Annotated in this window: 25 protein-coding genes and 2 tRNA genes; 18 read left to right on the top strand and 9 right to left on the bottom strand. The window is 73.8% G+C overall.

The genetic code is table 11. From position 1 onward, the window contains the following. The 3 genes from WCD41_RS30885 to WCD41_RS30875 form a co-directional block, all read left to right on the top strand. Window positions 1-741: glycosyltransferase family 9 protein (locus WCD41_RS30885; protein ID WP_337719100.1), on the top strand; the 741-nt coding region annotated here is incomplete at its 5' end. Between the two features lie 11 nt (window positions 742-752). Further along, window positions 753-1574 (top strand): DUF2127 domain-containing protein, encoded by an 822-nt coding sequence (locus WCD41_RS30880; RefSeq protein WP_337719099.1) that lies wholly within the window; start codon window positions 753-755, stop codon window positions 1572-1574. A 52-nt stretch (window positions 1575-1626) separates the two neighbouring features. Continuing rightward, on the top strand, window positions 1627-2505 hold the full coding sequence (locus WCD41_RS30875; protein WP_337719098.1) for a DUF1206 domain-containing protein: 879 nt from the start codon (window positions 1627-1629) through the stop codon (window positions 2503-2505). On the opposite strand, the gene WCD41_RS30870 is transcribed toward WCD41_RS30875, so the two are convergent. Next, window positions 2487-3887 (bottom strand): MFS transporter, encoded by a 1401-nt coding sequence (locus tag WCD41_RS30870; RefSeq protein ID WP_337719097.1) that lies wholly within the window; start codon window positions 3885-3887, stop codon window positions 2487-2489. The genes WCD41_RS30875 and WCD41_RS30870 overlap by 19 nt on opposite strands. Window positions 3888-4084: 197 nt before the next feature. Between WCD41_RS30870 and WCD41_RS30865 the strand changes: the two genes are divergently transcribed. Genes WCD41_RS30865 through WCD41_RS30850 form a run of 4 tightly spaced genes read left to right on the top strand, consistent with a single transcriptional unit; the run spans window position 4085 to window position 8437 of the window. Further along, complete coding sequence (locus tag WCD41_RS30865) at window positions 4085-4996, top strand: YhjD/YihY/BrkB family envelope integrity protein (RefSeq protein WP_337719096.1); 912 nt, start codon at window positions 4085-4087, stop codon at window positions 4994-4996. 5 nt (window positions 4997-5001) lie between these two features. Continuing rightward, window positions 5002-5853: a carotenoid biosynthesis protein gene (locus WCD41_RS30860; RefSeq protein WP_337719095.1), complete on the top strand. Its 852-nt coding sequence runs from the start codon at window positions 5002-5004 to the stop codon at window positions 5851-5853. Continuing rightward, window positions 5850-6950, top strand: coding sequence for a glycosyltransferase family 2 protein (locus tag WCD41_RS30855; RefSeq protein WP_337719094.1), 1101 nt, complete (start codon window positions 5850-5852; stop codon window positions 6948-6950). The genes WCD41_RS30860 and WCD41_RS30855 overlap by 4 nt, the downstream gene beginning before the upstream one ends. Continuing rightward, the gene (locus WCD41_RS30850; RefSeq protein WP_337719093.1) at window positions 6947-8437 is read left to right on the top strand and encodes a phytoene desaturase family protein; all 1491 of its coding nucleotides are present in this window, start codon (window positions 6947-6949) and stop codon (window positions 8435-8437) included. The genes WCD41_RS30855 and WCD41_RS30850 overlap by 4 nt, the downstream gene beginning before the upstream one ends. A 26-nt stretch (window positions 8438-8463) precedes the next feature. Here the strand turns inward: WCD41_RS30850 and WCD41_RS30845 are convergent, their stop codons facing one another. After that, on the bottom strand, window positions 8464-9090 hold the full coding sequence (locus WCD41_RS30845; RefSeq protein WP_337719092.1) for a CDP-alcohol phosphatidyltransferase family protein: 627 nt from the start codon (window positions 9088-9090) through the stop codon (window positions 8464-8466). Then, window positions 9087-10079: a non-homologous end-joining DNA ligase gene (gene ligD / locus WCD41_RS30840; protein ID WP_337719091.1), complete on the bottom strand. Its 993-nt coding sequence runs from the start codon at window positions 10077-10079 to the stop codon at window positions 9087-9089. The genes WCD41_RS30845 and ligD overlap by 4 nt, the downstream gene beginning before the upstream one ends. A 31-nt stretch (window positions 10080-10110) precedes the next feature. On the opposite strand from ligD, the gene WCD41_RS30835 reads away from it, so the two are divergent. From WCD41_RS30835 to orn, 6 genes are read left to right on the top strand one after another with little or no spacing between them, the layout of a single operon-like run. After that, window positions 10111-10299 carry a hypothetical protein gene (locus WCD41_RS30835; protein ID WP_337719090.1) on the top strand — a complete coding sequence of 63 codons (189 nt, stop codon included), beginning with the start codon at window positions 10111-10113 and terminating at the stop codon, window positions 10297-10299. Between the two features lie 57 nt (window positions 10300-10356). Then, on the top strand, window positions 10357-12378 hold the full coding sequence (locus tag WCD41_RS30830) for an SDR family oxidoreductase (RefSeq protein WP_337719089.1): 2022 nt from the start codon (window positions 10357-10359) through the stop codon (window positions 12376-12378). Further along, window positions 12375-14000, top strand: coding sequence for an AMP-binding protein (locus tag WCD41_RS30825; RefSeq protein ID WP_337719087.1), 1626 nt, complete (start codon window positions 12375-12377; stop codon window positions 13998-14000). The genes WCD41_RS30830 and WCD41_RS30825 overlap by 4 nt, the downstream gene beginning before the upstream one ends. Window positions 14001-14033: 33 nt before the next feature. Beyond that, window positions 14034-14531, top strand: coding sequence for a PH domain-containing protein (locus WCD41_RS30820; RefSeq protein WP_337719086.1), 498 nt, complete (start codon window positions 14034-14036; stop codon window positions 14529-14531). Continuing rightward, entirely contained in the window at window positions 14528-15991 is a 1464-nt protein-coding gene (locus WCD41_RS30815) for a PH domain-containing protein (RefSeq protein ID WP_337719085.1), read from the top strand. The genes WCD41_RS30820 and WCD41_RS30815 overlap by 4 nt, the downstream gene beginning before the upstream one ends. Window positions 15992-16001: 10 nt before the next feature. Continuing rightward, on the top strand, window positions 16002-16676 hold the full coding sequence (gene orn, locus WCD41_RS30810; RefSeq protein WP_337719084.1) for an oligoribonuclease: 675 nt from the start codon (window positions 16002-16004) through the stop codon (window positions 16674-16676). Here the strand turns inward: orn and WCD41_RS30805 are convergent. From WCD41_RS30805 to WCD41_RS30790, 4 genes are all read right to left on the bottom strand, one after another. Then, complete coding sequence (locus WCD41_RS30805) at window positions 16652-17488, bottom strand: formylglycine-generating enzyme family protein (RefSeq protein ID WP_337719083.1); 837 nt, start codon at window positions 17486-17488, stop codon at window positions 16652-16654. The two genes, orn and WCD41_RS30805, sit on opposite strands and share 25 nt — an antisense overlap. Further along, on the bottom strand, window positions 17485-18390 hold the full coding sequence (locus WCD41_RS30800) for an HAD family hydrolase (RefSeq protein WP_337719082.1): 906 nt from the start codon (window positions 18388-18390) through the stop codon (window positions 17485-17487). The genes WCD41_RS30805 and WCD41_RS30800 overlap by 4 nt, the downstream gene beginning before the upstream one ends. Before the next feature lie 3 nt (window positions 18391-18393). Continuing rightward, the gene (locus WCD41_RS30795; RefSeq protein ID WP_337719081.1) at window positions 18394-19920 is read right to left on the bottom strand and encodes an arylsulfatase; all 1527 of its coding nucleotides are present in this window, start codon (window positions 19918-19920) and stop codon (window positions 18394-18396) included. 79 nt (window positions 19921-19999) lie between these two features. Beyond that, the gene (locus WCD41_RS30790) at window positions 20000-20242 is read right to left on the bottom strand and encodes a LapA family protein (RefSeq protein WP_337719080.1); all 243 of its coding nucleotides are present in this window, start codon (window positions 20240-20242) and stop codon (window positions 20000-20002) included. A 185-nt stretch (window positions 20243-20427) separates the two neighbouring features. Between WCD41_RS30790 and WCD41_RS30785 the strand changes: the two genes are divergently transcribed. The 4 genes from WCD41_RS30785 to WCD41_RS30770 all read left to right on the top strand — a co-directional run bounded on the left by WCD41_RS30785 (window position 20428) and on the right by WCD41_RS30770 (window position 23166). Next, on the top strand, window positions 20428-21534 hold the full coding sequence (locus WCD41_RS30785; RefSeq protein WP_337719079.1) for an AI-2E family transporter: 1107 nt from the start codon (window positions 20428-20430) through the stop codon (window positions 21532-21534). A 97-nt stretch (window positions 21535-21631) separates the two neighbouring features. Beyond that, window positions 21632-21704 (top strand) — tRNA-His (locus WCD41_RS30780). Between the two features lie 64 nt (window positions 21705-21768). Further along, window positions 21769-21841, top strand: a tRNA-Lys gene (locus WCD41_RS30775). Window positions 21842-21942: 101 nt separating this feature from the next. Continuing rightward, window positions 21943-23166 carry a tyrosine-type recombinase/integrase gene (locus tag WCD41_RS30770; RefSeq protein ID WP_337719078.1) on the top strand — a complete coding sequence of 408 codons (1224 nt, stop codon included), beginning with the start codon at window positions 21943-21945 and terminating at the stop codon, window positions 23164-23166. Between the two features lie 345 nt (window positions 23167-23511). Here WCD41_RS30770 and WCD41_RS30765 read toward each other — a convergent pair whose 3' ends face one another. Together WCD41_RS30765 and WCD41_RS30760 are read right to left on the bottom strand one after the other, a co-directional pair. After that, a complete protein-coding gene (locus WCD41_RS30765; protein WP_337719077.1) occupies window positions 23512-24006 on the bottom strand; it encodes a hypothetical protein in 495 nt (164 codons plus the stop codon). 10 nt (window positions 24007-24016) lie between these two features. Beyond that, complete coding sequence (locus WCD41_RS30760; RefSeq protein WP_337719075.1) at window positions 24017-24400, bottom strand: hypothetical protein; 384 nt, start codon at window positions 24398-24400, stop codon at window positions 24017-24019. Window positions 24401-24498: 98 nt separating this feature from the next. On the opposite strand from WCD41_RS30760, the gene WCD41_RS30755 reads away from it, so the two are divergent. Continuing rightward, window positions 24499-24795 (top strand): hypothetical protein, encoded by a 297-nt coding sequence (locus WCD41_RS30755; RefSeq protein ID WP_337719074.1) that lies wholly within the window; start codon window positions 24499-24501, stop codon window positions 24793-24795. Window positions 24796-24826 lie beyond the last annotated feature (31 nt).

The following is a 24826-nucleotide window of genomic DNA, read 5'->3' as shown; positions in this document are numbered from 1 at the left end:
GTTCGCTCACATGGGCCGGACCTCGCGGTGAACCTCCACGGGCGGGGGCCGGAGAGCCACGCGCGGCTGGAGGCCCTGGAGCCCCGGCGGCGGATCGGGCACGCCGCACCGGGCTGGGACGGCCCCGCGTGGGTCGACGACCCGGCCGTACCCGAACGTCGCCGGTGGTGCGACCTGCTCGTCGCCGCCGGCCTCGCGTCCGACGCCGACCCGGACGACCTGCACCTCCCCGGCCGCCGCGCCGTCCCGGGCGGACCCGTCGTCGTGCACCCCGGCGCCGCCTACGGGTCCAAGCGGTGGCCGGCCCCGCGCTTCGCGGTGTGCGCCGCCGCCCTCCAGGCACAGGGGCACGCCGTCGTCGTCACCGGGGGCCCCGACGAGCGGCGCCTCACCGCCGAGGTCGTCGCCCGCGCGGGCCTGCCGCCCGACGCCGACCTCGGCGGTCGTACCGACCTCACCGGGCTGCTCGACCTCGTCGGCGCCGCGGCGCTCGTCCTCGCCGGCGACACCGGCATCAGCCACCTGGCCACCGCGCTCGGGACGCCGTCGGTGACGCTCTTCGGCCCCGTGCCGGCGTCGCAGTGGGGGCCGCCGCCGGGTGGCCCGCACGCGGTGCTCGGCGACGACACCGTCCGGCGCGGCGACCGCTTCGCCGACGACCCCGACCCCGCCCTGCTCGCCGTCCGGCCGGAGGACGTGCTCGCCGCGATCCCCTCGCCGCTCGGCGCCGTCCCCGCCTAGCATCACCCGCCGTGAGGCTGCGCTACGAGCTCCTCGGCTGCTCGCTGCACGGGCATGCGCTCGTCGGCACCGACGCGGCCACGGTGCGTGCCCAGGACGCGCTCCTGGTGCGCGAGGACGGCGCCGGTCTGCGCTGGTACCGCTGCCTGCGCTGCGACGCCTGGGAACCGCGTCCCGAACCGGCCACACCTTCCCGCGACACCGTCCCGGGGCCCGACGAGATCGACGTGCCGCTGCGCGGGCGCCCGCTGCGCGACCGCTTCGTGCTGCGCCTCATCGCCCTCGACCGCGCGCTGCACGTGGTCGGCCTCGCGCTGTTCGGCATCGCGGTGCTGCTCTTCGCCGCCTACCGCGAGGCGTGGGGCCCGACCGCGGGGCAGATCGTCGCCGTCCTGCAGGGCGCGCTCGGCGGTCCGGTCGGGCACGGCGGCCCGACGCTGCTCGTCGAGGTCGAGCGGGCGTTCGACGTCCCCTCCGCCACGCTCTACTGGCTCGCGGTCGCCCTGCTCGCCTACGCGGTGCTCGAGGCCGTCGAGGCCGTCGGGCTCTGGTACGCCCGGCGGTGGGCGGAGTACCTGACCTTCGTCGCCACCACCGTGCTGCTCGCCCCCGAGATCTGGGAGATCAGCCACGGGCCGACGCCGACGAAGATCGTCGCGCTGGTCGTCAACCTCGCCGTCGTCGTCTACCTCCTCGTCGCCAAGCGGCTGTTCGGGCTGCGCGGCGGCGGCCGGGCCGAGGAGGCCGAGCGAGCGCACGACACCGGGTGGCCGGCCGTCGAGCGCACCGGCCCGGGACCACGAACGACTGACCGTGGGCTGACGACGGGCTGAAGACTCGTCACATCGCCGTGAAGATCGCCCGCGACGGGTATATGCAGGAACCGTGAGCACCGCGCCGGGGACCGACTCGGCCCGACCGGGTGATGGCCCCGCCGACCCACCGGCCCTCTCGGTCGCTCCCGACCCCGACTGGCACGACGCCCCCGGCCACTGGTCGGAGGTGCTGGGACGCGTCGGGCTCGGCGCGTACGGCGTGGTGCACCTGCTGCTCGGCTGGCTCGCCGCCGAGATCGCGGCGCTGGGCGCCCGGGGCTCGGTCGACCAGCGCGGCGCCGTCGCGATCGTCGCCCACGGGGGGCTCGTCGGGTGGTTCGTGCTGCTGGTGGCGACGGTGTGCCTCGTGACGTTCGCGGTCTGGCAGGTGCGGGCGGCCGCCGTCGGCTTCCGCTGGGTCGAGCAGCGGGGGCTGCGCCTGCGCAAGCGGATCGGTGCGGCCGCCAAGGTGGTCGGCGTCGGCGGCGTCGTCTACGTCGCCGTGCGCTACCTGCTGCGCGCGCCCGGGGACGGCTCGGACCTGCAGTTCCTCACCGCCGAGGCCTTCGGCCTGCCCGGCGGGCGGCTGCTCGTGCTCGCCGCGGCGGTCGTCGTGCTCGTGACGGCGGTGACGACGGCGTTCACCGGCATCCGGGCGACGTTCCTCGGCGACCTCGTCCCCGAGAAGCTCACCCCGGGCCTGCGCCACACCGCGCGCTGGCTCGGCGCGGTGGGCAACCTGACCCGCGCGGTCGCCTTCGCCGCCATCGGCGTGCTCGGGGTCGTAGCCGTGCTCGACGACGACCCGGACCGGGTCGGCGGGCTCGACCTCGCCCTGCGCACCCTGGCCGACCACACGCTCGGCACGGCGGCCCTGGCCATCGCCGGCGTCGGCTTCGCGGCGTACGGGCTGTACTGCCTGGTCGACGCCTACGCGCGCCATCCCTGAAGCTCCCCCTCGTCCGCCGCCACCGGCCCCGGCACGCACGCCCCCGCCACCGCGCCGGCGGCCACGATCGCCGCGCACACCCAGGCGGTGGGCACGAACCCGGCGAGGAAGTCGGCCGGGCCGTCGTAGCCGCCGTGCGGGGCGAACACCGCGACGAGCACCGCGAGGCCGAGGACGCCGCCGAGCTCGCGCAGCGTGCTGTTGACGCCCGCGGCCTTGCCGACGTCGTCGGGACCCAGCCCGCCGAGCACGGCGTTGGCCGCCGCCGGCATGGCCAGCGACCCGCCGACGCTGGAGACGACGAAGCCCGGCACGAGGTCGACGTAGGCCAGGTCGGGCGCGGCCGCGGCGAGCGCCACCCACGCCGTGCCCGCCGCCGTGAGCACCAGCCCGACGGTCAGCGGCACGCGGTTGCCGATGCGGTCGGCGAGCATCCCACCCACCGGCCCGAGCACGAACAGCATCGACGTCCACGCCATCAGCCCGAGCCCGGTCTGCAGCGGCGTGAAGCCGAGCCCGACCGCGAGCAACTGGCTGTAGAAGAACACCCCGCCGAAGATCGACACGAACAGCCCGACGGTCGCGAGGTTGCCGGCGACGAACCCGGGGGCGCGGACCAGGCGTGCCGGGAGCAGCGGCGCGACGGCCCGGCGCTGGCGGGCGACGAACGCCCCGCCGAGGACCCCCGCGGCGACCAGCGAGCCCACGACCTCGCCCGACGTCCACCCGGCGACGTTGCCGCGGGTCAGGGCCCACACGACGCCGAGGGCGGCCCCGGCGAGCAGCACCACGCCCGGGGTGTCGAGCGTCCGGTCCCCGCCGTGCGACTCCGGCACGACCGCGAGCACCAGCGGCACGACGACCAGGCCGATCGGCACGTTGAGCCAGAACACGAACTCCCACCCGACGAGGTCGGTGACGACCCCGCCGAGCCCCGGCCCCGCGAGCACCGCCAGGCCCGTGACGCCCTCCAGCACGCCGAGGGCGCGGCCGCGCTGCTCGGGCGGGTACGCCGCGCCGACCAGCGTCATCCCGAGCGCGGTGGCCGCCGCGGCGCCGACGCCCTGGACGGCGCGGGCGACCACGAGCGTGCCGACGTCCGGGGCGAGCGCGCAGCCCGCCGACGCGATGGTGAACAGCACCAGGCCCGCGGTGAAGACGCGCCGGCGCCCGAAGCGGTCGCCCAGCGCGGCGGCCGGGACGAGCAGCACGGCGAGGGTCAGGTTGTAGGCGTTGACCGTCCATTCCAGCGACTCGACGCTCGCGCCGAGGTCCTGGCGGATGGTGGTCAGCGCGGTGGAGACCACCAGCGTGTCCAGTGCGGCCATCAGCGAGGTCACCGACACGAGCAGGAGCACTCCGGTGCGCTGTCGCGGGTTCATCGACCCGTCCCCCTCGATGAGGATCGGCGGGGCCGTTCCCCGCCCTCACCGTGTGAGACTCGGTAGCCGGGTAGGACTCATCGGTCCGATCTCAGGATTTCTCTGACGTACGTGAGCACTTTCCGGGCCTCCGGGCCCGGAAAGTGCGCACATGGCGGCGCTGTGACGCCCGCCGGTGCCGGTTGTGGGGACGAGGCGTGGGGTACGCCCGGGCGGTGCCCTTCCCCTCGTCGACCCGCGCGCCGGTCGCGCCGGCCCGGTCGGTGGTCCGGTCGGTCGCGGAGACGCTGCGCGGACGGGACCTCGCGGCCGTCGCCGCCGGCCTGACCTACTTCGCCGGGCTCGGGGTCGTGCCCTGGCTGCTGCTCGCCGTGTGGGGCGCGGCCCTGATCAGCTCGCCGGCGACCGTCGCGACCCACCTCGCCGACCTGCGCCTGCTCGTCCCGCCGGAGATGGGCGCCCGTCCGGTGTGGGACGCGCTCGTGCGCGCCGGGCTGGGACTCGGCCCGTGGGGCGCGCTGATCACGATCCTGCCCGCCACCTTCTACGGCGAGGGCCTGCGCCGCGCCTGCCTGCGTCTGGCGCCGCGCCACGACCGGTTCACGGGCTGGCGCGCCCGGCTCGCGCTGCTGCCGCTCGTGCTCGCCGTGCCCGTCCTCGCGCTCGGGGTGTTCGCGAGCGCCCCGCTGCTGGGCGACCTGGCCCGCGCCGGGGGCGTCGGCGGCACGCTCGGGCAGGTCGTCGTCGCGTTCCACCTCTCGTTCGTCGTGCTCGGCGTCGTCATCGCGTGGGGCTTCCGCGTCGTCGCGCCCGGCCGCCTCGGCTGGCCCGCCACCCTGCTCGGGGCGTTCGGCACCGCCGCCGTGCTCGCCGGCTTCCTCCAGGGGTTCCTGCTCTTCCTCGCCCTGCCGATCGACCTCGGCATCCCGTTCGGCGGGCTCGACGTCGTCGGCGCGACGGTGGCCGTCGCGCTGTGGCTGTTCGTGCTGCACGTCCTGCTGCTGGTCGGGTGGGCGACGACGGACGCGCTGGACCGCCGGTGGCGCGAGGCTCCAGCGGCCGCACCGGCGGACGCATCCACGCCGGTGCTCGCCGGAGCCGGACGGTGACGGCGGTGTCGGCCGTGTCGGCGGCGACGTCGGCGGTGTCCGCCTACGTCAGCGGCCTGCCCCGACGCCACCTCGCGCCCTGGCTGCTCGGGGCGGGCGCCGTGGCCGTGCAGATCGCCTTCCCGCTGACCGGCGGCGGCACCCCGACGCTGACCGTGCTCTCGGTCGTGCTCTTCGCCCTGGCCTCGGTCGGGCACGCCCTGCTGACGCGCGGGCCCGGCGCGGCCGTCGGGCTGGTCGTCGTCGCCGGGGGCGGCGGGCTGGTCGTCGAGGCCGTCGGGCTCGCCACCGGCCTGCCGTTCGGGGAGTACCGCTACACCGACGCGCTGGGCCTCTCGGCGCTCGGCGTGCCGCTGGTGGTGCCCGCGGCGTGGACGATGATGTCCTACCCGGCGCTGATCGTCGGGCGACGGCTCGCGGCCGCGCTCGGCCGGGGACGCGGCGCGACGACGCTGCTCGGCGCGTGGGCGCTGGCGAGCTGGGACGTCTTCCTCGACCCGCAGATGGTCGACGCCGGCAACTGGTACTGGCTGGACCCGACCCCGGCGCTGCCCGGCGTGCCCGGCATCCCGGTCTCGAACTTCGCAGGGTGGCTGCTCGTCGCGCTGGTCATGATCGCGGCGCTCGACCGCGTCATGTCCCCCCGCCCGGCCGCCGACGACCGGCTCCCGCTCGCGCTGTGGCTCTGGACGTTCCTGTCCTCGACGATGGCCGCCGCGGTGTTCTTCGGACGCCCGAGCGTCGCGCTGGTCGGCGGCGTACTGATGGGCCTGGTCGGCGTGCCGCTGATCGTCGTGCTGCGCCGTCACGGCAGCGGCGCCCCACCCCGCGCCGCGGTCCACCGGGTCGCGGCGTGAAGTTCTTGTCCATCGGAGCAGCCTTCGGGTCGGCCCTCGCCGGCGCGTCGCTCGCCCTGACCGTCGACAACCTGCGCCGCCTGCGCGTCCCCGACCCCGCCGCCGCGCCGCCCCGCGAGCGCGTCGCCGTGCTCGTCCCCGCCCGCGACGAGGAGGACCAGATCGGCGGCTGCGTGCGGGCCCTGCGCGCCGCCGTCGACGGCTGGCCCGTCCCGGCCGAGATCCTCGTGCTCGACGACGGGTCCACCGACGCCACCACGGCGCGCGCCCGGGAGGCCGGCGCGCGGGTGCTCGACGGGGACCCGCCCCCGGACGGATGGCTCGCGAAGCCCTGGGCGTGCCGGCAGCTCGCGGCGGCCACCCGCGCCGACGTGCTGGTGTTCGTCGACGCCGACGTCCGCGTCGCGCCGCACGGGCTCGCGGCCACGGTCGACCTGCTGCGCACCGGCGGGCTCGACCTCGTCAGCCCGCACCCGCGGCAGGTCGCCGTGTCACCCAGCGAGCGCCTGGTCCAGCCGCTGCTCGCCTGGTCGTGGCTCGCGACGCTCCCGCTGGGGATCGCCGAGCGCTCGCCGCGCCCGACGCTGACCGCCGCCAACGGCCAGCTGCTCGCCGTCGACGCCCGGGCCTACCGGGACGCCGGCGGCCACCCGCGGGCCGAGGTGCTCGACGACATCGCGCTGCTGCGCGCCCTGAAGCGCCACGGCTACACCGGCGTCGTCGCCGACGGCACCGGCGTCGCGTCCTGCCGGATGTACCGGGGCGCGGCGGAGGTGCGGGCGGGCTACACGAAGTCGCTGTGGGCGGCGTTCGGCACCCGCCCGCGGGCGGCCGCGGTGATCGGGCTGCTGGGTCTCGTGCACGTGGTGCCGGCGCTCGCGGCACTCGGCGGCTCGCGGGTCGGGCTCGCGGGCTACCTCGCGGGCGTGGCCGGCCGGGCGCTGGCGGCGCGGCGCACCGGCGCCCGGGTCGGCGACGCCCTCGCCCACCCCGTCTCGGTGCTCGCCCTCGCCGCGCTCACCGCGGACTCCTGGCGGGCGCGGCGCGCCGGCACGCTGCGGTGGCGGGGGCGACCCGTCACACCGGCCGCGGCGTGAGCGCCGTCGTCGTCGGCGCGGGTCTCGGGGGCCTCGCCGTCGCGGCCCGGCTCGCCGCCGGCGGGCACGACGTGACCGTGCTCGAGCAGGCCGACCGGGTGGGCGGCAAGCTCGGGACGCTCGAGGTCGGCGGGTACCGCTTCGACACCGGCCCGTCGCTGGTGACGATGCCGCCCGTGCTCGAGCGGCTCTTCGCCGAGACCGGGGCGCCGCTGCGCGAGGTGCTCGACCTGCAGCACCTCGACGTCGCCGCGCAGTACCGCTTCGGGGACGGCACGACGCTCGACCTGCCCGGGGCCCGCTCCGACATTCCGGACGCCCTCGACAAGGCGCTCGGACCCGGGACGGGCGGGCAGTGGTCGGCGTTCCTCGCCCACGCCGAGCGGGTCTGGCACGCGACCCACGAGCACTTCCTCGAGTCGCCGGTGTCCCCCGCCGGGCTCGCGCGCCTGTCGCTGCGGGTGCGCGACCTGCGCGCCGTCGCGCCGTGGCGCAGCCTGCGCGGTGTCGGCGCGCGGTACCTGCGCGACGAGCGGCTCGGGATGCTGCTGGACCGCTACGCCACCTACTCGGGCTCGGACCCGCGGCGCGCCCCGGCGGCGCTCGCGGTGGTGCCGTACGTGGAGCAGGAGTTCGGGTCCTGGTACGTCCGCGGCGGGCTGCGGGGGCTGGTCACGGCGGTCGCCGACCGGTGCCGCGCGCTCGGGGTGACCGTGCGGACGGGTGCGCGGGTGGCGTCGGTCGACGTGCGGGACGGTCGCGCGGCGGGGGTGCGCCTGGCGTCCGGGGAGCGGCTGGGTGCCGACGTCGTCGTCGCCAACGCCGACGCGGCCACCGTCTACGGGCCCGGCGGGCTGCTCCCGCACCGTCCCTCGGCCCGCCGGCTGGCCCGCACGACGCCCTCGTCGTCGGGGTTCGTGCTGCTGCTCGGGCTGGCGGGGCGCGACCCGGCGACCCCGCACCACCGCGTGCTCTTCCCGCCGACGCGCGCGGCCTACGACGCCGAGTTCGACGCGTACCGGGCCGGGCGGCCGGCGTCGTCGCCCGCGGTGTACGTGCACGCGCCCGACGACCCGGCGCTGCGTCCGGACGACGACTCGGAGACGTGGTTCGTGCTGGTCACCGCGCCGCGCCACGATCCGGGCGGCGGTGTCGACTGGGACGCGCCGGGGCTCGCGGCGCGCTACGCGGATCGTGTCCTCGCGCTCATGGCGCAGCGCGGCGTCGACGTCCGCGACCGCATCCGCCACCGCGTCGTGCGCACGCCCGCCGACCTGGAGCGCGAGACGCTCTCCCCCGGCGGGTCGATCTACGGGACGTCGTCGGACGGCGCGCTCGCGGCGTTCCTGCGCCCGGCGAACCGCTCCCCGGTCGAGGGGCTGTACCTGGTCGGCGGCTCCGCCCACCCCGGCGGCGGCCTGCCGCTGGTCACCCTGTCCGCCGAGATCACGGCCCGCCTCGTATGTGAGCGAACTTCGGGCCTATAGGCCCGAAGTTCGCTCACATGGGCCGGTCAGCGCAGCCGGCGGAACACCGTCACCAGCACCTGGGTGAAGCCGACGACCGCGAGCACCGCCGCGATGGCGACCGCGATCGTCGCCACCGGCAGCTGCGGGCTCACCGCCGTCCCCAGCAGCCCCAGCGCCGTGACGATCACGCGCGACGGGCGCTCCCACACGCTGACCACGCCCACGTCGGGCAGCCGCGCCGACGCCCGCACCGACTCCTGGAGCAGCGTCAGCGTCCCCACCCCGACCGCGAGCCAGCCGGGCGCGCCCGCCAGCACGAGCGCGGTCAGGAAGGCGACGTCGCCGATCCGGTCGACGAGCGGGTCGAGCACGCGGCCCCAGTCCGTCGCCGTGTCCGTGAGCACCGCCACCGCGCCGTCGAGCCCGTCGAGCAGGGCGCAGAGCACCGCCGACACCGCCCCGACCACCGGCAGCCCGCCCAGCACCCACAGCGGTACCGCGACCCCGCACAGGCACGACAGCATCGTCAGCACCCACGGCGGCACCCGGCGCTCCGCCAGCGGGCGCACCAGCACGAACACCACCCGCAGCCACCCGAGGACGAGGCCCGACGGCTCGATCCCGCCGTGGGCCGCGGACCAGCGGGCGAGGAAGCCGGGCAGCGAGCTCACTGCTCCCGCACGACGTCGGCGGGGTCCTTGTCGACGCGCAGGCCCTGGTAGCGCGGGTGGCGCAGGCGCCCGTCGGTGGTCCACTCGCCGAACCCCACCGCGCACACGAGCTCCGGGCGCACCCAGTGCTGCCCCTTCTCGCGGACGGCGTCGACGAACGGCGACTCGTCGACCGCCAGGCCGTCGAGCCGGTCGCGCAGCATCGCCAGCGTGGCCGCGTCGTAGCCGGTCCCGACCTTGCCGGCGTAGCGGAGCTCCCCCGCGGACCAGTACCCGACCAGCAGCGCCCCGAGCCCGCGACGCGCTCCGGACGGGTCGGTCCAGCCGCCGATCACGAACTCCTGGTCGCGGACGCACTTGAGCTTGAGCCAGTCGCGACTGCGCCCGCCGACGACGTACGGGGCGTCGCTGCGCTTGGCGATCAGCCCCTCCCAGCCGCCGGCGCACGCCTCGGCCAGCAGGTCCGACGGGTCCCCCTCCAGCGCCGGGGACCGGAACAGCGGCGGGTCCATCGTCACCACGGCGTCCAGGATCCGGTGGCGGGTGGACTGCGGCAGCCGCGTCACGTCGATGCCGTCGAGCACCAGCAGGTCGAACAGGTGCGCCTCGACGTCCACGCCGGTGCGGCGTGCGCGGTTCGGGTCCTGGAGGTGCATGCGCGCCTGCAGGCTCGAGAACGTCCCGTCGGCGGCGGTGATCTCCCCGTCGAGGACGAACCGGTCGGGCCCGCCGTCGGCCAGCGCCTCGACGATCTCGGGGTAGCTGCCGTCCATCGACTTCTGGTTGCGCGACCACAGCCGCGGCGTCTGTCCCCGCTCGCGGGTGGCGATGACGCGCACGCCGTCGAGCTTGCGCTCGAACACCCACCCGGCCCCCGGCGGGTGCTCCTTCGACAGCGTCGCGAGCATCGGCGCCCGGAACCCGGCGCCGTCCGCCCGGCGCAGGGCGCGCTGCTGCTCGGCGGGGAGGTCCCACACGTCGTCCGGCACCTCGCCTTCCTACCCCCTACCGTCGGGCGCCATGAGCGAGCAGCGCAACGAGGCCGCGAACATCGAGCAGCGCTACGTCGCGGAGTACAACGAGGAGGAGGCGCTGGTCGAGGGACTGGACCCCGCGGAGTCCCGCGAGCGGAAGACCACCGAGCAGGTGAAGGCCGCCGGCGACGACGTCGAGGAGCAGGTCGACGAGATGACCGACCCCGAGCGGTGACCGGCCGGTAACCCGGCGCGTGGCGGTGCTCGGTGGCCTGTGCCACGATCCTGCGCCATGCGGTATCTGGTGACCGGCGGTACCGGGTTCCTGGGCCGGACGGTGCTCACGCGCCTGCTCGCCCGCGACGACTGCGAGGCGGTGTACGCGCTGGTCCGTGAGGGCTCGCGCGACCGGCTGCTGCGCCGTCTCGCCGACACCCCGGGCCACGACAAGGTCGTGCCCGTCGTCGGCGACCTGACGCGGCCCCGCCTCGGCCTGCACGACGCGGAGATCGACGGGCTGAAGGGCCGCGTCGACCACGTGCTGCACCTCGGCGCGGTCTACGACATCACCGCCGACGACGACACCAACCGCGCGGCCAACGTCGACGGCACGCGCGGCATCGTCGAGCTGGCCGCCCGGATCGACGCGGGCTGCCTGCACCACGTCTCCAGCGTCGCCGTCGCCGGCGAGTACGAGGGGACGTTCACCGAGGACGACCTCGACGTCGGCCAGCGTTTCGACAACCCGTACCACGCGACCAAGTACGAGGCCGAGCGCATCGTGCGCGAGGAGTCCACCACCCCGTGGCGCGTCTACCGCCCCGCGGTCGTGGTCGGCGACTCGCAGACCGGCGAGATCGACAAGGTCGACGGCCCGTACTACCTGCTCACCGCGATCGCGCTGCTCGGGCGCCTGCCGGCGGCGCTGCGGTTCGCCATCCCCGAGCTGGGCGCCACCAACGTCGTCCCGGTCGACTTCGTCGCCGACGCGATGGTCCACCTCGTGCACCGGCCCGGCCTCGACGGGCGCGCGTTCCACCTCGTGCACCCGCGCCCGCAGCCGCTCTCCGAGGTCTACAACGCCCTCGCCGGTCCGCTGGGCGCCCCGAAGTTGCTGGCGACGATGCCCGACGCCGTCGGCGGCCTCCTGCAGCGCGCGGCCGGCGCCGCGAGCACCGTCCCCGCCCTCGCCGCCGCCCGCGACATCGTGCTGGCCGAGCTCGACATCCCCCCGGAGGTCCTGCCGCACCTGACGTTCGGCGCCCGCTTCACCGCCGAGCGGACGAACGCCGCACTGGTCGGCAGCGGCATCGCCAGCCCCGAGATCGGCGACTACGCCCCGGCCCTGGTCGCCTGGTGGCGCGAGCACCTCGACCCCAACCGCCACCGCCGCCCCCGCGAGGGCGGCGCGCTGCAGGGTCGCCGCGTCGTCATCACCGGCGCGTCGTCGGGGATCGGGCGGGAGACGGCGTTCAAGGTCGCCCGCGCCGGCGGGGTGCCGCTGCTCGTCGCGCGCCGCACCGAGGAGCTCGAGGAGGTCAAGGCCCAGGTCGAGCGCGACGGCGGCCAGGCCTGGGTGTACTCGTGCGACATCACCGACGAGGAGTCGGTGGAGGCCCTGGTCAAGGCGATGATCAACGACCACTCCGGGCCCGACACCGGCATCGACATGCTGGTCAACAACGCCGGTCGCTCGATCCGCCGCGGCGTGCGCCTCGAGCTGGAGCGCTTCCACGACTTCGAGCGCACGATGGCCATCAACTACTTCGGTGCCGTGCGCCTGACCCTCGCGCTGCTGCCGCACATGCTGGAGCGCCGCTTCGGGCACATCGTGGACATCTCCTCCATCGGCGTGCAGACCGGCCCGCCGCGCTTCTCCGCCTACGTGGCGAGCAAGGCGGCGCTCGACGCGTGGGCGTCGATCGTCGCGACGGAGGTGCTCGGCGAGGGCGTCACGTTCACCACGGTCCACATGCCGCTGGTGCGCACGCCCATGATCGCCCCGACCCGCATCTACGACGCCTTCCCGACCGACTCCCCCGAGGAGGCGGCGGACAAGGTGATGCACGCGCTGGTCGACCGGCCCAAGCACGTCGGCACGCTGCTCGGCACGTGCGGCGCGGTCGCCGGCGCCCTCACGCCGCAGCTCAAGGACGCCGTCATGCACGTCGCGTACCGGGTGTTCCCGGAGTCAGCCGCGGCGCGTGAGGGTAGTGACCGTCCGAACCACGACGACGCGCGCACGCTCGCCACGGGTCCGCTCTCGCGCGGCGCGCAGGCCATGGCCCGACTTCTCCCTGGAGTGCACTGGTGAAGACCCCGTTCGGCACCCCGACCGAGCTCGCGACCGGGCTGCGGCTGCTGACCGGAGCGGGCGTCGTCGCCCCGGTGGCGCCGCACCGTGCCGCGATGTTCCCGACGGCGCTCTACCGCTACGGGTTCACGCCCACCACGGCGTTCCTCGTCGGGCGCTGGCGCCACCCGGAGCGCGTCGCCGTCGTCGACGACCGCGGCACCGTCACCTTCCGCGAGATGAACGAGCGCACCGACCGCCTGGCCCGCGCGCTCGCCGACCGCCGCGTCGGCCCCGGCAGCCGCGTCGCGGTGCTGTGCCGCAACCACCGCGGCCCCATCGAGACGATCCTCGCCGTCAGCAAGGTCGGCGCGGACGTCGTCCTGCTCAACACCGGGCTCTCCCCCGCGCAGATGAAGGCGGTGGCCGAGGAGCAGGAGATCACGACGATCGTCGTCGACTCCGACCTCGCCGACCGGCTCGAGCAGGTGCCCGGCGACGTCAAGCGCATCACCGCCTGGACCGAGGGCGTCGGCTGCTGGGGCGACGACACCCTCGAGGGCCTCATCAGCGCGGACGGCTCGAACGCGCTGCCGACGCGGCCGCCGCAGGGCAAGACGATCGTGCTGACCTCGGGCACCACGGGGACGCCGAAGGGCGCCGAGCGCCCCTCCCCCAACGGCATCGGCGTGGTCAACGCGATCCTCTCGCGCATCCCGCTGACCGCCCAGGAGCCCGCCCTCGTGTGCGCGCCGCTGTTCCACACGTGGGGCTTCGCGGCGTTCCAGATCGGGTCGCTGATGGGTTCGACGCTCATCCTGCGCCGCAAGTTCGACCCCGAGGACGCGCTGGCCCAGCTCGCGCAGCACCGCTGCACCTCGATGTTCGCGGTGCCGGTGATGCTGCAGCGCATCCTCGAGCTCGACGACGAGGTCAAGGCCCGCTACGACACCTCCGCGCTCGCGACCGTCACCGCCACCGGCTCGGCGATGCCCCCGGCGAAGGTCACCGAGTTCCTCGAGACGTTCGGCGACAAGCTCTACATGCTCTACGGCTCCACCGAGGTCTCGTGGGCCTCGATCGCGAAGCCCGAGGAGCTGCGCTCGGAGCCCGGCACCGCGGGTCGCCCGCCGGTCGGTACCACCGTCAAGATCCTCGGCGACGACGACCGGGAGCTCCCGGCCGGCGAGACGGGGCGCATCTTCGTCGGCAACGACATGCTCTTCACCGGCTACACCGGCGGGCGCGGCGAGACCGAGGTCGTCGACGACATGCTCGGCACCGGCGACCTCGGCCACTACGACCGCCACGGGCTGCTGTTCATCTCCGGCCGCGCCGACGACATGATCGTCTCGGGCGGCGAGAACATCCACGCCGGCGAGGTCGAGGGCCTGCTCGCGGACATGGACGGCGTCAAGGAGGCGGCCGTCATCGGGGTGGACGACGACGAGTACGGCCAGCGCCTCGCCGCCTACCTCGTCCTCGAGCCGGGCGCGAAGGTCGACGCGGACGGCGTGCGCGACCACGTGAAGAACCACCTCGCCCGCTTCGCGGCGCCCCGCGACGTCGAGTTCCTCGACGAGCTGCCCCGCAACAACACCGGAAAGATCCTCAAGAAGGAGCTCGGGTCCTCCGCGTCCTGATGGTGTCCTCCTGATGTTCGGCAGACTGGTCGGGTGACGTCGCCGGCCCCCCACCTGCGCACGCCGGCCCACCAGGTGAGCCCGCGTGCGCGGTTCTGGTGGGCCGTGCGCTCGGGTCTCGGCACCCTCGTGCTGCTCGTGCCGCAGGCCGCGGTGGCGTGGTTCCTGCCCGAGCTCGCCCGGCTGATGGTGCTCACCGGCGTCGCGACGGTCGTGCTCGGCGTCGCGCACCTGCTCGTCGTGCCGCGCCTGCGCTATGCGCGGCACCGGTGGGAGGTCACCGGGGATGCCGTGCACACCCTGTCGGGCTGGCTGCGCCTGGAGTGGCGGATCGCGCCGATCTCGCGGGTGCAGACCGTCGACACCGACCGCGGGCCGCTGCAGCGCGCGTTCGGGCTGTCGTCGGTGACGGTGACGACGGCGTCCTCGTCGGGCGCCCTGACGATCGACGGGCTCGACGCCGACGCCGCGGTCACCCTCGCCGAGCGGCTCACCCGGGCCACCGAGCACCTCGGCGGTGACGCGACGTGAACGAGGACCCCTGGCTGCGTCTCGACCGCCGCATGCTCGTCGTCCACCCCGTGGTCGACCTGGCGAAGCTGGTGCCGGTGCTGCTCGTCATCGCGATCACCGGCGGCTCCACCGACGACCGCTGGCGGCTCGGCCTCGGGGTCGCGCTCGCCGTGGCGGTGCTGGTGTTCGGGGCCTCGCGCTGGTTCACGACGACCTACCGCATCGGCGCCGACCGCGTCGAGCTGCGAACCGGCCTGCTGCGCCGCCACCACCACGCCGTGCACCGCGACCGCATCCGCACCGCCGACCTGACCGCCAACCCGGCGCACCGCCTGTTCGGGCTCGCGGTGGTCCGCGTCGGTACGGGGCGTCGCGAAGGGGGTGACGACGCCGAGCTCACCCTCGACGCCGTGCGGCGCGGAGAGGCCGAGCGGCTGCGCGCCCTGCTGCTGGGCGAGGCGCTGCCCGGACAGGCGGCTGCCCCGGAGCTGGCGAGGCTCCGCTGGTCCTGGGTGCGCTTCGCCCCGCTGACGTTCTCCGCGCTCGCCGTCGTCGGCGCCGTCTGGTTCGGGCTGCTGCGCCTGGCCGAGGAGTTCTCGTTCCGTCCCGGCCGGCAGGTCATCGAGGAGACCGCGGGGCGCGCGCCGATCTGGCTCGGCGCGGTGGCGCTGCTGGTCACGGCCGTTGTCGGTGCGGCCGTCGTGTTCGTCGAGGGCTGGTGGGGCTACCGGCTCACCCGCGCCGACGACGGCGGGCTCGTTGTGCGCCGCGGGCTGCTGACCCGCCGCACGCTCTCGCTCGAGGGGCGGCGCATCCGCGGGGTGGAGCTCGACGAACCGCTGCTCGTGCGCCTCGGGCGCGGCGCGCGCCCGCTCGCGCTGACCACCGGGCTGCGCTCCGACGGGTCCGGCGAGCACGTCGGCGCCGTGGGGCCGGCGATGCCGCGCCGGGAGGCCCACCGGGTGGCGTCCGGCGTCCTCGGCCTGGTCGAGGAGGACGCCACCCGCACCCCCCTCGTGCGCCACCCCCGTGCCGCCCTGACGCGCCGCGTCACGCGCTCGCTCGGCCCGGCGCTGGTGGTCGCCGTGGTGCTGCTGGCCCTGCCCGAGGCGCCCGCCGACGGCGTCGTCGTGCCGATCCTGCTGGTGGGGGCCGCGCTGCTCGCGGTCGACCGCATCCGGTCGCTGGGTCACGCGCTCACCCGCGACCACCTCGTCGCGCGCCAGGGCGCCTGGGTGCGGCGCACCGTCGTCCTGCGCCGCGGTGGTGTCATCGGCTGGCGGCTCGAGCAGAGCCTCACCCAGCGCCGCGCCGGGCTGGTCACGCTGCACGCGGTGACCGCGGCCGGGCGCGGCCGCTACGAGGTCCTCGACGTCGACACCGCCCGCGCGCTGGAGCTCGTCGACGACGTCACGCCGGGGCTGCTGGCCCCGTTCGTGATCGACGGCGGAGAGGCCCGTTCGTTGGTACGCCGTTAGGGTCAGGGACGTGAGTGCCCGGCTGGTGTGGATCGACTGCGAGATGACCGGCCTCGATCTGCGGAACGACGCGCTGATCGAGATCGCCGCCCTGGTGACCGACGCGGATCTCGTCCCGTTCGGCGAGGGGGTCGACGTCGTCATCCACGCGTCCGACGCGTCGCTGGACGCGATGCCGGACGTCGTGCGCGACATGCACGCGAAGTCGGGCCTGACCGACGAGGTGCGGCAGTCGACGGTGACGATGGCCGAGGCCGAGAAGCTCGTCCTCGACTACATCCGCGAGCACGTGCCCGAGGGTCGCTCGGCGCCGCTGTGCGGCAACTCGATCGCCACCGACCGCGGCTTCATCGCCCGCGACATGCCCGAGCTCGACGGCTACCTGCACTACCGCATGGTCGACGTCAGCTCGATCAAGGAGCTGTGCCGCCGCTGGTACCCCCGCATCTACTACGCGCAGCCCGAGAAGGGTCTCGCGCACCGCGCGCTGGCCGACGTGCGCGAGTCGATCCGCGAGCTCGAGTACTACCGCCGCACGGCCTTCGTGCCGATGCCCGGCCCGAGCACCGAGGAGGCCCAGGCCGCGGCGTCGTCGGTGATCGCCGACGACCGTGCCGGCGTGCAGGCTGCCGAGGCCACGGAGAAGGGCCCCGCCGGCGGTCAGGCACCGCCGCCCGCCGGCTGATCCCGCACGACGCACCGGAACCCGAGGTGGCTCATGCCCGTGTCGACGGGCTGGGGCCGGCGGGCGGCGGGGCGGTAGCGCGCGCAGTACTCGTCGGCGCAGAGGAACGAGCCGCCCTTGACGACGTGGCTGGGCTCGGCGGCCCCGTACCAGCGGTCGGCCGTCCACTCCCAGACGTTGCCGGCCATGTCGACGAGGTCGTAGCCGTTGGGCGGGAAGGTGCCGACCGGCGTCGTCCTCCCGTACCCGCGCTCGGCCCGCCAGGGGAACGCCCCGTGCCAGTGGTTGGCCATGCCGTCACGGTTCTCGTCGCCCCAGGTGTAGGCCGCGCCGTCGAGCCCGCCGCGGGCCGCGGCCTCCCACTCGGTCTCGGTGGGCAGCGCCCGTCCCGCCCAGGCCGCGTAGGCCGCCGCGTCCTCGTGCGCGACGTGCACGACGGGATGGTCGGGCCGGTGGGCCAGCGACGAACCACGACCCTCGGGACGCCGCCACAGCGCGCCCGGCATCCACGCCCACCACTGCGCGAGGTGCCGCAGGTCGACCGGCCCGTCGGTGCCGACGAACACCATCGAGCCGGGCTGCAGGTTCTCCGGCGGGGCGCCCGGGAAGTCGGCGGCGTCGAGGGGACGTTCGGCGACGGTCCGGTGGCCGGTCTCGCGCACGAACCGCGCGAACTGCGCGTTCGTCACCGGGTGCCGCTCGATCCAGAACCCGTCCACGCTCGCCAGGCGGGCCGGCGCCTCCTCGGCGTGGTGACGGTCGGAGCCCATGGTGAAGGTCTGGGCGGGCACCCGGCGCAGGTCGGCCGTCATGTGAAGACGCGCTCCCAGTCGTCCTTCATGCTGATCACTGTCCACCCCTCGCGCGCGGCTCGCGCCAGCAGCTCCTCGGCGCCACCGGAGTCGGCGGTCTCCCTCTCGGCGTCGTCGTGGCGCACCACCAGCCGCAGCGCCGGGAGCCCGACCCCGGCGAACTCGAGCATCGGCAGGTCGCCGTTGGCGTTGCCGATCGCGATCACCGGGCGGCGCCCGATGCGGCTCCAGATGCGCACCGGCTTCTCGGGACCGTCGTCGAAGAAGTCCATCTCCGCGCGGTAGAGCAGCCGGCCGTCGCGGTAGTCGATCCCGAGCGCGCTGCCGATCACCCGCTCCGGCGGCACCCCGTAGAGCTCGGGGGCGATCGGGCGCATGAAGTCCCGGTCGCCGCCCGAGGCGATGTAGACGGTGAAGTCGTGCGCCTCGAGGTAGCGCAGCAGCTCGACCATCGGCACGAAGCCGCAGGCCCGGTACGGGCGCCCGAGCGTCGGGTGGTCGGCCTCGGCGAAGAACGCCCGCACCGCGCGGTCGTACTCCTCGACCTCGACGGCGTCGAACGCGCTCGTCACCGCCGCCTTGAGCAGGCCGAGGTCGGTGTCGTCGCCGCGGTAGTGCTTGACCATCGCGGCGCCGAGCCAGCGGGTGTCGCGCTCGTAGGCCGCCTGGTAGGGCTGCTGGTCGCGCAGCGACGGGTCGGCCGTCGCCAGGACACCGAGGCGCCGGACCAGGAAGTCGAGCTGGATCGGCATCGGCTTCTCGCACCACAGCGTGCCGTCGTTGTCGGTGACTACGATCCGTTCCTCGGCCGGGATCACCTCCGGCGAGGACGGGTCGGTGGTGCGGCGGACGAAGTCCTCGATCGCCCGCCGCGCCGGCCCGTCCCGCCAGGACGCGAGCACTCGTCAGTCCTTGGCGAGGAACGCGTGCAGCTTCTCCACCGCGTGGGTGATCGTGAAACTGGCCGGTTCCTGGCGCGGCGGGAACTCGCGGAACGTCTCGAGGAACGCCGACACGATCCCGCCGCCGTAGAGCGCGATGTAGTCGTGGTCGAGGAACCAGTCCCAGTAGGTGTTCGACGTGGCGTCGGCGCGCTCGAACGGGTCGGTGCGCAGGTTGAACAGCTTCGGCACCCGCAGCACCGTGAACGGCTCGGCCCAGATGCCGAGCGTGCCCTCCTTGCGCTGCTCCTGGAACACGATCTTCCAGTTCTCGAAGCGCAGGCCGAGGACGTCGCCGTCGTCGGAGAAGTACACGAACCCGCGACGCGGCGAGTGCTCGACCTCGCCGGTCAGGTAGGGCAGCAGGTCGTAACCGTCGATGTGGACGCGGAACCCCTGGTGGCCGGTCTTGAGCTTCTCGACGATGTCGGGCTCGCCGGCCGCGGACAGGAACGTCGGCAGCCAGTCGTGGTGCTGCACGATGTCGTTCGACACCACCCCGGCCGGGATGTGGCCGGGCCAGCGGATCACCTCGGGCACCCGGAAGGCACCCTCCCAGTTGGTGTCCTTCTCGCTGCGGAACGGGGTCGTCGCGCCGTCCGGCCAGGTGTTGGCGTGCGGGCCGTTGTCGGTGGAGTAGATGACGATCGTGTCCTCGGCGATCCCGAGCTCGTCGAGCAGGTCGAGCAGCTGCCCGACGTTGCGGTCGTGGTCGATCATCGTGTCGTGGTACGGCGACTGCCAGAAGCCTGCCTGCCCGAGGCTCTCCGGCTTGGTGTGCGTCCGGAGGTGCATGTGGGTCATGTTCATCCAGCAGAAGAACGGGGTGCCCGCCTCGTGCTGCGTGCGGATCCACCCCGCGCACGCCGACGTGAACTCGTCGTCGACGGTCTCCATGCGCTTCTTCGTGAGGGCACCGGTGTCCTCGATCCGCTGCTTCCCGACGCGCCCGTACTTGGGGTCGACGGTGTCGTCGTCCTCCTCGGTCGCCCAGCAGTGCAGGACCCCACGCGGGTACAGGAACCCGTGCAGCCGCGGGTACGCGTCCTTGCCGGGGTAGTCCGGCAGCTCCGGCTCCTCCTCGGCGTTGAGGTGGTAGAGGTTGCCGAAGAACTCGTCGAAGCCGTGGACGGTCGGCAGGTACTTGTTCAGGTCGCCGAGGTGGTTCTTGCCGAACTGTCCGGTGGCGTAGCCCAGCGGCTTGATCAGCTCCGCGATCGTCGGGTCGGCGGCGTCCAGCCCGACGTCCATGCCGGGGAACCCGACCTTGCTCATGCCGGTGCGGTAGACGCTCTGCCCGGTGATGAACGCCGCGCGACCCGCGGTGCAGCTCTGCTCGCCGTAGGAGTCGGTGAACCGCATGCCCTCGGCCGCGATCCGGTCGATGTTCGGGGTGCGGTAGCCCATCAGCCCGTCGCTGTAGCAGGACAGGTTGGTGATGCCGATGTCGTCACCCCAGATGACGAGGATGTTCGGTTTGCCACCGGGCATGGGTCCTCCTCGGGCTGGGCGTGCGCCCGACGCTGCCCGGACGCCGCCCGCTTCGCCTCGCCCGGTGCGGGTGAGATCCTCAGCGCCGCCGGCGCCGCAGCATCAACCCGATCAGCAGCCCGATGATCAGCGTGATCGTCAGGGCGGCCCACTGCGGCATGACGACGACCGGCAGGAGCAGCCGGATCGTCACCAGATCCCGGTTCTCGAGGATGAAGATGATCGCCAGCACGGCGAGCAGCACCGGGAGGAACCAGCGGGCGCGGTACCAGGGCGTCGCGCTGGTCGTCCGGGTGGCGTCACGGGGCGGGGTGTCGGTCATGCGCGGACCTCCGGCGGGCGGCTCTCGGGACGAGCCTCCCGCCACCGCGGCCCGACCGCCTCACCCGTGACGCATGACGAGCGGCGTCCCGCACCGCGATGATGTGTCCCGACGAGGCCGCGCCGACCCCAGGAGAGCTCGATGAGCCCCGACCGCGACGAGCTGCGCACCGTGCCGGGCGCCCGGTGAGCGAGCCGCTGCCCGGGCCGCGGCGGATACCGCTGTGGGACGTCGCGGCGATCACGGCCACCGTCCTCGTCGTCGGCCTCGTCGCGGTCGCCGTCTACGCCGCACGCGGCGCCCTGATCCTGGTGTTCGTCGGCTTCTTCCTCGCGACCGGGCTCGAGCCCGCCATCCGCGCGTGCGCCGCGAAGGGCCTGCGCCGCGGGCTGGCGCTGGTGCTGGTCGTCGTGGCCCTGCTGCTGGTCGGCGCCGGGCTGCTCGCGGTGCTCGTCGTCCCGGCGGTGCACGAGATCGGCGCCCTCACCGAGCAGCTCCCGCAGCTGCTCGCCCGGCTCGGGCAGCGAACCGGTGGGGCCGGCACATCGCTCGGTCAGGTACTGAGCGACCCGGCGCACCACCAGCAGCTCCAGCAGGCGCTCGGCGCCCTCGGGCCCGCCATCACCGCGACGGTGACGACGGTGTTCGGCGTGCTCGGCGTGGTGTTCGGCAGCGTGTTCTCGGCGCTGACGGTGCTGGTGCTGCTCGTCTACTTCACCCTCGCCATGCCCCGCATCCGCGCCGGCATCGACCGGATGCTCGTCCGTGAGGACCGGATCGCGACCGCCGACCAGGCGCTGGGCCGGATCGGCGGCTACGTGTCGGGGCAGCTGATCGTCTCCGGGGTCGCCGGCGTGGTCTCGTTCCTGTTCTTCCTGGTCGCCGGGGTGCCGTACCCGGCGCTCCTCGGGATCGTCGTGGCCGTGCTCGACGCGATCCCCCAGATCGGGGCGACTCTCGCGTCGGTCGTCGGCATCCTCGCCGCGCTCTCGGTGAGCGTGGGGCTCGCCGTCGCCACGTTGGTGTTCTTCATCGTCTACCAGGGGGTGGAGAACTACCTCGTCGCGCCGCGGGTGTTCTCGAAGGCGATCGAGCTCTCCCCCGTGGCGGCGTTCGTGGCCGTCCTCGTCGGCGGCTTCTCGGGCGGCCTGCTCGGGGCGATCACGGCCCTGCCGCTCACCGCGGCGGGCAAGGTGGTCATCCGCCAGGCGATGGCGGAGCGGCGAGGCGCGCTCGGCTCGCCGCCGGACGCGGAGGGCCGGCCCGCTCCGGACGCTCCCTCGAGCCCCTGAACGGGGACCTCCCCCGAGGCGAGGCCGCCCGCAACCGGCTGGCACCCGGCTTGTAGGCTGGTCACAGCTCACCGGGGACGCCCGGAGGGTTGCCATGGTGGGTGTAGCTCAGTTGGCAGAGCACTGGGTTGTGATCCCAGGTGTCGCGGGTTCAAGTCCCGTCACTCACCCGGAAGGCGGCGGGGCCACCCGCCGTTGGATCGGGATCCAGGCTTTGCTAAGGTCTCCGATCACGCGCCGTTAGCTCAATGGGCAGAGCAAGTGACTCTTAATCACTGGGTTCGGGGTTCGAGTCCCTGACGGCGCACCCAAAGTTGCAGGTGTCGGGCCTGCGGTGCTTGTCTCCCGGAGATCGACCGGCCGTTTACCGGCCGGAAACTCCTCCGAGTCTCGTCCGGGAGACCCTCGATGGCCCGTCCGCCACTCCCCCTCGGTACCCCCGGGGCGATCACGGCCAAGGAAGAGTCGCCCGGGGTCTGGGTGGCCCGATGCCGCTTCCGGGATCACGACGGTGTCACCCGCCGGCTCTGGAAGCAGGGGCCCTCGAAGACGGCAGCACGAGGGGCGCTGCACCACACGATCCAGGACCGTCAACGCGGCGCCGGCGGTGGCAGCTCGCTCACCCCCGCGTCGCGGTTCTCGGACGCGGCCGAGCTCTACCTCGCGAAGATCTACCGAAAGCGCGAGGACTCGACATACGCCCTGTACGCCTACCACCTCGAGCGCACGGTCCTACCGGCCCTCGGCGCGCTCCAGCTGCGCGAGTGCACCGTCGCGCGCTTGGACGCCTTTCTCGAGGCCCTCGAGCCGCGCTACGCGCCCGCGACCCGCCGCACCATGCGCTCGATCGTCAGTGGGGTGCTCCAGGTCGGCGTGCTGCACGAGGCCCTGCCGGCGAACCCGGTCCGCGAGCTCGACCGCATCGAGCAGCCCAAGGGTCAAGCCAAGAAGAAGCCGCGTGGTCTGACCGTCGACGAGCGCCAAGCGCTGCTGGGCTGGTTCGACGGCACCTCGGACGACGCCCGAGTTCGGCGTCTCCAGCGAGTCGCTCGAGCCGCTGAACTGCCAGAGCTCGTCCGGCTCTGCCTCGGTACCGGCCTGCGGATCGGAGAAGCGCTCGCCGTCCGTCGGCTCGACGTGAACCTCGACGGCGTGCTGGTTCGCGGCGATCACGGACCAATGCGGGTGCCCGTCGTCACCATCGCCGGGAACGTGACGTGGGTGAAAGGCAAGGGCCTCGTGCGCCACGACGGCAAGAGCGAAGCCGCCCTCCGCGTGATTCCGCTCCCCCAGTTCGCCGCCGATCTCCTCCGCGAGCGCCTGATCCAGCCCGGAGACGAGAGCTGGCCTCTCTTTCCGGCCGCCGGCAGGGACGGGCGGATCACCTATCGCTACCCGTCTAACGTGAGGAGGACCCTGCGGTCGGTCCGCGAGGAAGTCAGCCTCGGCTGGATGACGCCGCACACGTGGCGCCGCACCTACGCGACCATCCTCGACGATGAGCTCGCGATGACTGACCGCATGAAGGCCGACCTCATGGGCCAGGCCCAGTTCCTCAAGGACACCTACGTCAGCCGCGGAGAACTTCATGTCGGCGCGGCAGTCCTCCTCGATGCGGCCCTCGACGCCTGACGAGTGACCGCGGTCGACACAGACAGGCCTTTGACCAAGGGCTTGTAAGAAGGCGCTAAGGTGTGTCTCAAGACTCCTACCTGCATCTTTGTTCTCACCTGCGTGTCTCCGGGGACCCCACGACTCTCTTGTGGCCTCTAGTTCGCACCACGATCCGCACCACGGCGAACATCACGAGGCGTGCGGCGACACGGACGCAGCACCGGACTAGCTCACCAAGAGCGTCGATTGGCGCGGGCCACCTGGTCCCAGCTGCACCCGTGCAGACGCAGCCAGATCCTCGACGGTTTCATCGTCTTCGGCCAGTTCTGTCGGAGGGCACCGAAGAGGTCCAGCGCGACGCAACTAGCGGGTGAATCGGCGTGCCGTGCTCGAGAACTCGTCGACGGCTGCTCGGGTCTCCTCGCGAGCACGTCGGAGGGCATCGGGCAGCGCAGTGGGATCGGCACGGCTCGCCTCGTCGTCCGGCTCTTGAAGCTTCGCGTGGTGCGCATCGATGGCCATGAGGACTGCATCGGCTGCTTCTGCGAGCTCGTCGGGTCCGCTGAGCCTGATCAACGCCACAGCGACCCCGGTGCGGTCGTACGCGAGGTTGTAGTCGGTGATGATCGACTGAAGCTGTTCTTCCTTTGGTGCCCTACCGCCCTGCCTCTGGGTCTTCCGGGAGACGTCGTTGAGTGACGCACCTAGACGAAGAGCTGTCGCGGCTGCCTCGACGAGACGGCCACATCGCTCGATGCGCTCCTGGCGGTTCCGAGCGCGGGAAGCGAACCGGGCGCGCGCCGGCTCTAGAAGCACACCGAGCAAGACGCCTGCGAGCGCGAAGATCCCAGCGGTCAACTCAGCGGGCCTACGTCTCGGACTCGGCGGCCTCGCGGCTGTCGCGCCGGTTCGCGTCGTTCGACGACGTCAGGAGGGCGAGGAGCGACGCTCCCGTGACGATCGCGGCGATCCACCCAAGGACCGCCGACGAGAACACGATGGCGAGCACGATCAGCGGCACCGAGATGACCGCGCCTACGAGGAGCTGCGTCTTCGGGCTGGCGTTGTCCTCGGCCTCACGCTGCACGGTTGCCCTGCGCTCGGCCACCATCTCCCGCTGCTTGGCCTGCGCGTCCGCGACCGACGCGGTTGACGGGAGCAGTCCTCGCGCCACCAGCTCGTCGCGCTCGGCGTGCTCCATGAGCGCCGCCGTGTTCCGTGCCGTGCTCCGGATGTTCGCGCGCTTACCCATGCCGTCCCCCCGGGGTCGTGGATCTCCCGCACGAGATCGCCGTCCTGTTGCTCCGCGTTACGGCGGGGCTGTCGGACAACCCGTCTAGCCTGCTCCGCATGTCCCACGCGAGCGACAGTGCTGCTCAGCGAGACGCGGAGCCGGAGATCCTCGCCCGCGCGTCGGAGTACTTCGAGAAGACGCTCCGACCTCGGAAGATCACGACTCCTGAGGGCGGGAAGGTTCAGCTCGACGGGATATCAGACGACAACTCGGTGATCCTCGAGGCACATGCGCACCAGGGCGCGCTGCGTGGCGCGCAGGCGAAGAAGGTGCTCACGGATGCACTGAAGCTGGTCTGGGTTCGGTCGTGGGTCTCTCCCTCTGAAGCGCCCCGGGTGTGGTGGAGGCTCTGATCCCACGGGAAGGTGGCGATCGTGCCGGCGC

This window comes from Actinomycetospora aeridis (genome assembly GCF_037400275.1).
Lineage (GTDB): Bacteria > Actinomycetota > Actinomycetes > Mycobacteriales > Pseudonocardiaceae > Actinomycetospora > Actinomycetospora aeridis.
This window is presented reverse-complemented; position numbering and strand designations above follow the sequence as displayed.

Coding starts and splice junctions, on each gene's coding strand:
- WCD41_RS30795 (WP_337719081.1), bottom strand. CDS start 19,920: ATGCCCGGTGGCAAACCGAACATCCTCGTCATCTGGGGTGACGACATC.
- WCD41_RS30760 (WP_337719075.1), bottom strand. CDS start 24,400: ATGGGTAAGCGCGCGAACATCCGGAGCACGGCACGGAACACGGCGGCG.
- WCD41_RS30870 (WP_337719097.1), bottom strand. CDS start 3,887: ATGAACCCGCGACAGCGCACCGGAGTGCTCCTGCTCGTGTCGGTGACC.
- WCD41_RS30830 (WP_337719089.1), top strand. CDS start 10,357: ATGCGGTATCTGGTGACCGGCGGTACCGGGTTCCTGGGCCGGACGGTG.
- WCD41_RS30770 (WP_337719078.1), top strand. CDS start 21,943: ATGGCCCGTCCGCCACTCCCCCTCGGTACCCCCGGGGCGATCACGGCC.
- WCD41_RS30755 (WP_337719074.1), top strand. CDS start 24,499: ATGTCCCACGCGAGCGACAGTGCTGCTCAGCGAGACGCGGAGCCGGAG.
- WCD41_RS30805 (WP_337719083.1), bottom strand. CDS start 17,488: ATGACGGCCGACCTGCGCCGGGTGCCCGCCCAGACCTTCACCATGGGC.
- WCD41_RS30790 (WP_337719080.1), bottom strand. CDS start 20,242: ATGACCGACACCCCGCCCCGTGACGCCACCCGGACGACCAGCGCGACG.
- WCD41_RS30835 (WP_337719090.1), top strand. CDS start 10,111: ATGAGCGAGCAGCGCAACGAGGCCGCGAACATCGAGCAGCGCTACGTC.